The organism is Micromonospora sp. R311 (genome assembly GCF_056780015.1).
Genome location: NZ_JBSWCE010000058.1, coordinates 21,111 through 27,937, shown reverse-complemented (window position 1 = coordinate 27,937; position 6,827 = coordinate 21,111). Strand labels below are relative to the sequence as shown.

At 72.0% G+C, this 6,827-nt stretch carries 10 protein-coding genes and 2 pseudogenes; 7 read left to right on the top strand and 5 right to left on the bottom strand.

Features of this window, described 5'->3' with window-relative positions; translation table 11 throughout:
* Positions 1 to 50: 50 nt before the first annotated feature.
* Both AC1WTP_RS32085 and AC1WTP_RS32080 read right to left on the bottom strand, forming a co-directional pair.
* Positions 51 to 458 carry a hypothetical protein gene (locus AC1WTP_RS32085; protein ID WP_481652979.1) on the bottom strand — a complete coding sequence of 136 codons (408 nt, stop codon included), beginning with the start codon at positions 456 to 458 and terminating at the stop codon, positions 51 to 53.
* Between the two features lie 9 nt (positions 459 to 467).
* Positions 468 to 734, bottom strand: a pseudogene (locus AC1WTP_RS32080) (intein-containing Rv2578c family radical SAM protein); the annotation flags it as partial.
* A 101-nt stretch (positions 735 to 835) separates the two neighbouring features.
* Here AC1WTP_RS32080 and AC1WTP_RS32075 point away from each other — a divergent pair.
* A complete protein-coding gene (locus AC1WTP_RS32075; protein ID WP_481652975.1) occupies positions 836 to 1,249 on the top strand; it encodes a thiol-disulfide oxidoreductase DCC family protein in 414 nt (137 codons plus the stop codon).
* 86 nt (positions 1,250 to 1,335) lie between these two features.
* On the opposite strand, the pseudogene AC1WTP_RS32070 reads toward AC1WTP_RS32075, so the two are convergent.
* The 3 genes and pseudogenes from AC1WTP_RS32070 to trxA all read right to left on the bottom strand — a co-directional run.
* Positions 1,336 to 1,524, bottom strand: a pseudogene (locus tag AC1WTP_RS32070) (MFS transporter permease); the annotation flags it as partial.
* On the bottom strand, positions 1,521 to 1,961 hold the full coding sequence (locus tag AC1WTP_RS32065) for a hypothetical protein (RefSeq protein WP_481652974.1): 441 nt from the start codon (positions 1,959 to 1,961) through the stop codon (positions 1,521 to 1,523). The gene AC1WTP_RS32065 and the pseudogene AC1WTP_RS32070, both read right to left, overlap by 4 nt.
* A 133-nt stretch (positions 1,962 to 2,094) precedes the next feature.
* The gene (gene trxA, locus AC1WTP_RS32060) at positions 2,095 to 2,457 is read right to left on the bottom strand and encodes a thioredoxin (protein WP_481652973.1); all 363 of its coding nucleotides are present in this window, start codon (positions 2,455 to 2,457) and stop codon (positions 2,095 to 2,097) included.
* A gap of 540 nt (positions 2,458 to 2,997) precedes the next feature.
* Here trxA and AC1WTP_RS32055 point away from each other — a divergent pair.
* From AC1WTP_RS32055 to AC1WTP_RS32030, 6 genes are all read left to right on the top strand, one after another.
* Positions 2,998 to 3,513, top strand: a complete 516-nt coding sequence (locus AC1WTP_RS32055; protein ID WP_481652972.1) for a MaoC family dehydratase — start codon at positions 2,998 to 3,000, stop codon at positions 3,511 to 3,513.
* 88 nt (positions 3,514 to 3,601) lie between these two features.
* Positions 3,602 to 4,135 (top strand): hypothetical protein, encoded by a 534-nt coding sequence (locus AC1WTP_RS32050; RefSeq protein ID WP_481652971.1) that lies wholly within the window; start codon positions 3,602 to 3,604, stop codon positions 4,133 to 4,135.
* 62 nt (positions 4,136 to 4,197) lie between these two features.
* Complete coding sequence (locus AC1WTP_RS32045) at positions 4,198 to 4,821, top strand: TrmH family RNA methyltransferase (protein WP_447140591.1); 624 nt, start codon at positions 4,198 to 4,200, stop codon at positions 4,819 to 4,821.
* Positions 4,822 to 4,897: 76 nt separating this feature from the next.
* Positions 4,898 to 5,584 carry a DUF6758 family protein gene (locus tag AC1WTP_RS32040; RefSeq protein WP_481652970.1) on the top strand — a complete coding sequence of 229 codons (687 nt, stop codon included), beginning with the start codon at positions 4,898 to 4,900 and terminating at the stop codon, positions 5,582 to 5,584.
* 116 nt (positions 5,585 to 5,700) lie between these two features.
* Positions 5,701 to 5,859, top strand: coding sequence for a hypothetical protein (locus AC1WTP_RS32035; protein ID WP_007455302.1), 159 nt, complete (start codon positions 5,701 to 5,703; stop codon positions 5,857 to 5,859).
* A 6-nt stretch (positions 5,860 to 5,865) separates the two neighbouring features.
* On the top strand, positions 5,866 to 6,735 hold the full coding sequence (locus tag AC1WTP_RS32030) for a PH domain-containing protein (protein WP_447140589.1): 870 nt from the start codon (positions 5,866 to 5,868) through the stop codon (positions 6,733 to 6,735).
* Positions 6,736 to 6,827 lie beyond the last annotated feature (92 nt).

The window sequence follows — 6,827 nt, the reverse complement described above, 5'->3', positions numbered from 1 at the left end:
CTCGTCCCACAACTTCAGCTCTGTCCGGTCCTCAACCTGGACAGAACACCTCAAGCCGGAACAACGCCGGGGCCGTGGGCGTATACCCCGATGGTTCCGTCGCCCCGCACCACTCCACAGAGGTAGCCGCGACGATAGTCTTCGGAGGCCTTGGGGGTTGCCACGAAAGCGCCAGTGCCGATCAGCCGATTACTGGTGGTGAGGTGCGGGCGTTGGCCGGCGCCAGACATGTTGCCAGTGACATGTTTCCAGCCTCGCTCGGTCAGGAAGCGGTGGTCCCCGCTAGCCACGAGGGTTGTGCCGTCTGCCAGCGTCACCCGATAGGCGGGCTTCACCGTCGACCACTTGTCGAGGACGGTCGTCAGGGTGTAGCGGCGGTAGGCACCTCTTCGCTCGGTGCCGTAGATCCGGTCGCCCGGCTCCAGCTCGCTGATCGGCCTGGTACGCCCGTCCGCCATGAGGATCGGTGTGTCGCCGGAGACGCAGTACACACACGCGTGGGAGCAGCCGCGGTAGGGATTGACCGTCCACTCGAAGGGGACGCGGGAGGCGCCGGGGACCTTGTTGATGATGGACTTGGCCCGCACCTCGTAGAAGGTCATCCCGGCGAAGCCCGGGGTGTCGAAGGTGCGGGCGACCGCGCCGGGCAGCGCCAGCGGCAGGGGTGGCGTCGATGGCGCTGCCCGCCCGGGAACTCCCTCGTCCGGGGGAGCGGAGAGGTTGTCCCAGCGCATGGGCTCTATTCGAACATGCGTACGAGTCGAGCGCAAGCGACCCGCCGTGTTCCCGGCCACCTCGCCGCCGGTCCGGGCGGTGCCCGGGGGAGGATGGGGGCATGGAGAGGTCGACGTTCGTCTACGACGGGGACTGCGCGTTCTGCACCCGGTGCGCCGAGTTCATCGAGCGGCGGATCCCCACCGGCGCCCGGGTGGTGCCCTGGCAGTTCGCCGACCTGGCCGCGCTCGGCCTGACCGAGGCCGAGTGCGAGGAGGCGGTGCAGTGGGTCGGCGCGGACGGCTCCCGCGCGGCCGGCCCGGACGCGATCGCCAAGCTGCTCGGTGACAGCGGTCCGCTCTGGCGGGTCGCCGGCGCCGGGCTCCGCCTGTCGCCGGTGCGGGCGGCCGCCTGGCCGGCGTACCGCTGGGTGGCGCGCAACCGGCACCGGCTGCCCGGCGGCACCGCCGCCTGCGCGCTGCCGCAGGAGGCGCGGCAGCGCCTCTACGGCCCGGCCGGCCGCCCCGGCGCCTGACCTACGGCCCGGCCGGCTCCGCGACCGCCGGGCCGGCCGGCGGCGGCGCCGACGGCGCCTGTACGTCGACGCGCTCCGTGGCGTGCGGGCGTCGGGGTGGGTAGCGGCAGCAACCGGCCGATCAGCAGCGGCTGGTAGAGCTCGCCGGGCACCGCGACCCGGGTACGCACCCAGGGGGTGAAGACCACCAGGTCCGCGGCGACGAAGAGATAGACCAGCGTACGGAAGGCGGCCACCCGCCCGCGGGGGACCGGCTCGGTCAGCCAGCGACTCATCGGGTCGCCTGCCAGCTCACCACGGTCTCGTCGGTCCACCGGCCGGTGGGGCGGCCGTCCCGGATGCCGTGCCAGCGGATCACGATGCGCACCTCGACCAGCCGCGCCGCGTCGGGGTTGCGTTCGGCGTACGCGTCGGCCACCTCGGCGAGCAGCGCGGGGTCGGCGGCGTACCGGGCCTGCTGGCCCTCGATCTCGGCCCGGCGGATGCCGGTGGCCTGCTCACCCAGGCCGACCACCGCGCCGGTGACGTCGACGCCCTCGACCCGGGTGTCCGGGGCGGGGGAGTTCGGCGGGTTGGACGTCGAGTACATCCGGAACGGGCCGAACGGGAAGTGGTCGTCGGTGCCCCAGACGGTGCCGGCCAGCAGGACGGCCAGGCCGAGCGCGGTGGCGGCGAGTCGGGCCGCGCGGCCGCGGGCGGTCAGAGTCTCCATCGGGTCGTGACGATACGCGACGCCGCGTGACCGGCGGGTCCCCACGGACGCCCTGGCCGCGCCGCCGTTCGGGCGGCCGGAGACGACGACGGCCGGGTCCCCGGTCGGGGACCCGGCCGTCGTGGCGGTCGGCTCAGTGCTTGTGCTCGGCCAGCTGCTTGCGGACGTCGTCCATGTCGAGCGCCTCGACCTGCTCGATCAGGTTCTCCAGCGCCGACTCGGGCAGCGCGCCCGGCTGGGCGAAGACGATCACGCCGTCACGGATCGCCATGATCGTGGGGATGGACCGGATGTCGAACTTGGCGCCCAGTTCCTGCTGCGCCTCCGTGTCCACCTTGCCGAAGACGATGTCCGGGTGCTTCTCCGACGAGCGCTCGTAGACCGGGGCGAACCGCTTGCACGGACCGCACCAGTCGGCCCAGAAGTCGACCAGGACGATGCCGTCGCCCCCGGTCACCTCGTCGAAGTTAGCCGTGGTCAGCTCTACGGTTGCCATGGGAAATCTCTCCGATCACCGCGGAATAGCTACGTCTGGTGGAACGAGGACGTACCCCGTCGGATTCCCGCCGCAGGGGTGCGGAAACGTGCTCGGGCAGGTGATCTGCGTCATCGACGGCCGTCTGTCGGATCGGCTCGTGCGCTCCGCAAGTGCAGTACGCATTTGCGTGACCCGTCGTGATGGGAGCGTTTCCATAGAGATCGGCGCGAATGTCTGCGACGGATTGGTAACTTCGCGCTTGACAAGCGGGGATCCGACACCTGGAGATCGCTGACGGCTCCACCCGGCGTGACGGAGCGTAGTGTTACAAAAAGATAAATGTGACCCCCGTCTCTATCCGCTCCCGTCCGCGTCGGGCAGAATCTTCGGCATCAGAGCGTGGGCGGCGGGTGCCGGGGAGGGCCCCGCCGCTCATTGCGTCTCCCCCCGGGTCGGCTGGTGTGACATTTCCCCACGGCCCGCGCCCCGCCCATCGCCTTAACCCTCGATAAGGCATGCTGTGCCGAACTCCATCGCCGCCCGTCGAAGGGGACAAGGATGCAGTTCGGCCGCTACTACGAGGAGTTCGAGGTTGGCGCGGTCTACCGGCACTGGCCGGGCAAGACGGTCACCGAGTACGACGACCACCTCTTCTGCCTGCTCACCATGAACCACCACCCGCTGCACATGGACGCGCACTATGCCGGGACGGCGAGCCAGTTCAAGCGCAACGTGGTGGTCGGCAACTACATCTACTCCCTGCTCCTCGGCATGTCCGTGCCGGACGTCAGCGGCAAGGCGATCGCCAACCTCGAGGTCGAGTCGCTGCGGCACGTGGCGCCTACCTTCCACGGCGACACCATCTACGGCGAGACCACCGTGCTGGACAAGCGGGAGTCCTCCTCCAAGCCGGACCGGGGCGTGGTCGCGGTGGAGACCCGCGGCTACAACCAGGACGGCACCCTGGTCTGCGTCTTCCGCCGCCGGGTGATGGTCCCCAAGCGGGAGTACGCGGCGAGCGCCGTGCCCGAGGGCGTCGACCCCGAGCGGCCGAGCTTCCCCGAGCCGCGCTGACCCCCGGCGCGACGTCGGCTCCGCGACGCGACGGGCCCCTTCCACCCCGGTTCCGGGTGGAAGGGGCCCTTTTCCCGATCCGGGGCATATGCTGGCGCCGGAGGTTCCCATGAGCCACTCCCTCGCCGGAGAGCCGCCCTCTGCCGGTCGCCGTGCCGCACCGCTGACCACCGCCGTCTACTCCGCCGCCGAGTGGGATCTGCTGACCGACCTGCCCGGGCGGGTCATCGTGGCCGCCGCCGCGCCCGGTCCCGGCCGGCCCCGCCGGGGCGTCGCCGCCGGCCTGGCCGGCCTCGACGCGGTCGCCGCCGGCCGGGCCTTCGACAGTGACCTGGTCCGCGCGGTGGTCACCGCGATCTACGCCCGGCACGACGGCGCGACGCAGCCGACCCACCAGCTCACCGACCTGGTGGACCTGCTCGCCGCCTGCCGGGCCGCGGTCCGGGTGCTGCGTCGGCGGGCCGATCCCGCCGACTCGGCGGCGTACCGGCAGTGGGTGCAGTCGGTGGCCGCCCGGGTGTGCCGGGCGGCGCCGGTCGGCGTACCCGGGACCCTGGCCGGGGAGTCGCCCGCCGACCGGCGGTTCCTCGACCGCCTCGGCGCCGCGTTGGGGCTGCGCTGAGCCGCACCGGTCCCCGGGGTCACGCCGGCGGCCCGGCCGTCGGGCCGTACCCTCTCCAGACCGTGACCGGTGAGCAGCTCGACGTCGGCGTGGGACCCTGGCCCGGGGACCCGCCGGACGACCCCCGCTACGACCCCGTGCTGCTCGCCGAGGGCGACCGGCGCAACGTGGTGGACCGCTACCGGTACTGGCGGCGCGAGGCGGTGGTGGCGGACCTGGACCGCCGCCGGCACGACTTCCACGTGGCCATCGAGAACTGGCAGCACGACTTCAACATCGGCACCGTGGTCCGCAACGCCAACGCCTTCCTCGCCGCCGAGGTGCACATCGTCGGCCGGCGCCGGTGGAACCGCCGGGGCGCCATGGTGACCGACCGCTACCAGCACGTCCGGCACCACGCGACGATCGAGGAGTTCGTCGGCTGGGCGGCGGAGCGGGACCTGCCGGTGGTCGGCATCGACAACCTGCCGGGATCCCGGCCGCTGGAGACCAGCACCCTGCCGAGGCGCTGCGTGCTGCTCTTCGGGCAGGAGGGTCCCGGCCTGTCCGAGCCGGCCCGGGCCGCCTGCGCCCAGCTCTTCTCGATCGCCCAGTACGGTTCCACCCGCTCGATCAACGCCGGGGTGGCCAGCGGCATCGCCATGCACGCCTGGATCCGCGCCCACGCCGGCCCGCCTCCGGACTGACACCAGCCGCACCGAAACCGGCGCTCCGCTTGACGGGCCGGCGGCGCGGGGTGACGGTGGGGATGTGAGTGTCGCGGTGAGTTGTCCCAGATGCGGCGGCCCGGTGCGGGCGCCCGACCTGATGCACACCGAATCGCGCTGCCTGACCTGCGGGCCGGTGCCGCCGCTGCACGTGCCGGAGCACATCGGAGCGGAGATCGTGGCCAGTGTGGTCGACCGGATCAACGCCGCCGCCGAGCCGCCGAAGCGGCCGGCCGCCCCGCTCTGGTGCCCGTGGCCGCTGCCACTGGGCTGGACGATGACCGGGGTGGCGTACGCCGGGGACGACCGCACCGGCGTCCGGGCCACCGCCGTCGCCTGCGCCGGCCCCGCCCCGCTCGGCGGCGGCCCCGCCGACCTGGTGTTCGTGGCCGAGGAGCCGGGCGTCGGTCTGGCCACCCGGCTGGCCGGCATGCCGGGCCCGGACCCGGGACCGCAGCTCGCCGAGGCGCTGACCGACCCCGGGCCGGGCCATCCGGAGCACGTTGGACAGGCCAGGATCAAGGTGGGCGGTCACCCGACTCCACTGTGGCTGGTGAATTCGCCCGCGGATCGAAGCGCGTACGCGGGCGAGGCTCGGGGAATGTGGCTGCATGCGATAGCCTGGCCGGCGAGTGCGGGACACCTGCTCGCGGAGGACGTCGTGCTACACGACCTGACCGAGTGGACACCGCCCGAACTCGTGTACGGCGCACCGTCTCCGTACCTGCACGGGAGGGCTTGACATGCCTCCCGGAATGACGGAGAACGGACGCAGATATTCACTGTACGACACCACACTGATACTCTGGGTGCCGCTGCGGTAATGGGACCCGGCGCCGCGCGAGAGGATGGCCCGCCATGGTCAAGAAGGTCCTCACCTGGGCCGGAATCGCATTCTTGATCTTCTTCGTCGCCTACCGGCCGAACTCCGCGGCGGATGTGTTCAAGTCGCTGGGCGGCGGCATCATGGACATCGCGCAGGGGTTCGGCGACTTCTTCACCAGCCTCGTCGCCTGACCGCCGATGGGTAGCCCCTCCGGTCCACCCTTCGACCCCGACGACCCCGACCGGGAGCGCCGGGAGCGCGACACGGAGCCGATCCCCCCGTACCGGCCCGACGACGGGCCGGGCTACGGCTCCGGCCCGGGCCTCTCCGACGGCCCCTCCCTCTCCGACGACGCCGGCTACGGCGACGGGCCGGGCTACGCCGGCGAGGGCCGTTCGGGTCGCGCCTGGGTGCGTGACCCGGAGGCCGGCTACCCGCAGATCTCCGAGGAGGAACTGGCCGGGCTGCGCGCCGACGCCGCCGGCATGACACCCCGCCGGGTGCTGCCGCTGGAGGACGAGCCGAGCTCCCTGGTGGCCCGCTACCTCTTCCCCACCGAGCGCTACCGGGGCGAGTGGAAGCGGCACTGGGTGCACCTCTCCACGCCGCTGCTGATCGGCATCGCCGCCACCTTCGTGCTCGGCTACCTCTCCGGCTTCCTCGCCGGCCAGGACGTCGGCGCGCTCACCACGGTCGCCGTGCTGCTCTGGTTCGCGGTGATGGGCTGGGTGGCCTGGAAGGTCGCCGACTGGTGGTACGACCGGTTCATCCTGACCAACAAGCGGGTCATGGTGGTCAACGGGATCATCACCCGCCGGGTGGCGATGATGCCGCTGGTCCGGGTCACCGACATGAAGTACGAGCAGACCCCGGCCGGCCGGGCGCTCAACTACGGCACCTTCGTGCTGGAGTCCGCCGGCCAGGAGCAGGCCCTGCGCGAGATCAAGAACCTGCCCAACCCGAACGAGCTCTACCTGCGTGTGGTCGAAGAGATGTACGAGCCGCAGGCGGTCGAGGCGCGGCTGGGCAAGGAGGCCGACGAGGCCAAGGCCGACGACGGGGCGTGAAGGTTTTCGTCCGAACATCGGATGAACTGCGCACCTTTTGCCGTCGACCTCACCCGTCCGGGCATGGCAGCCTGCCATGCAGGACAGGGGCG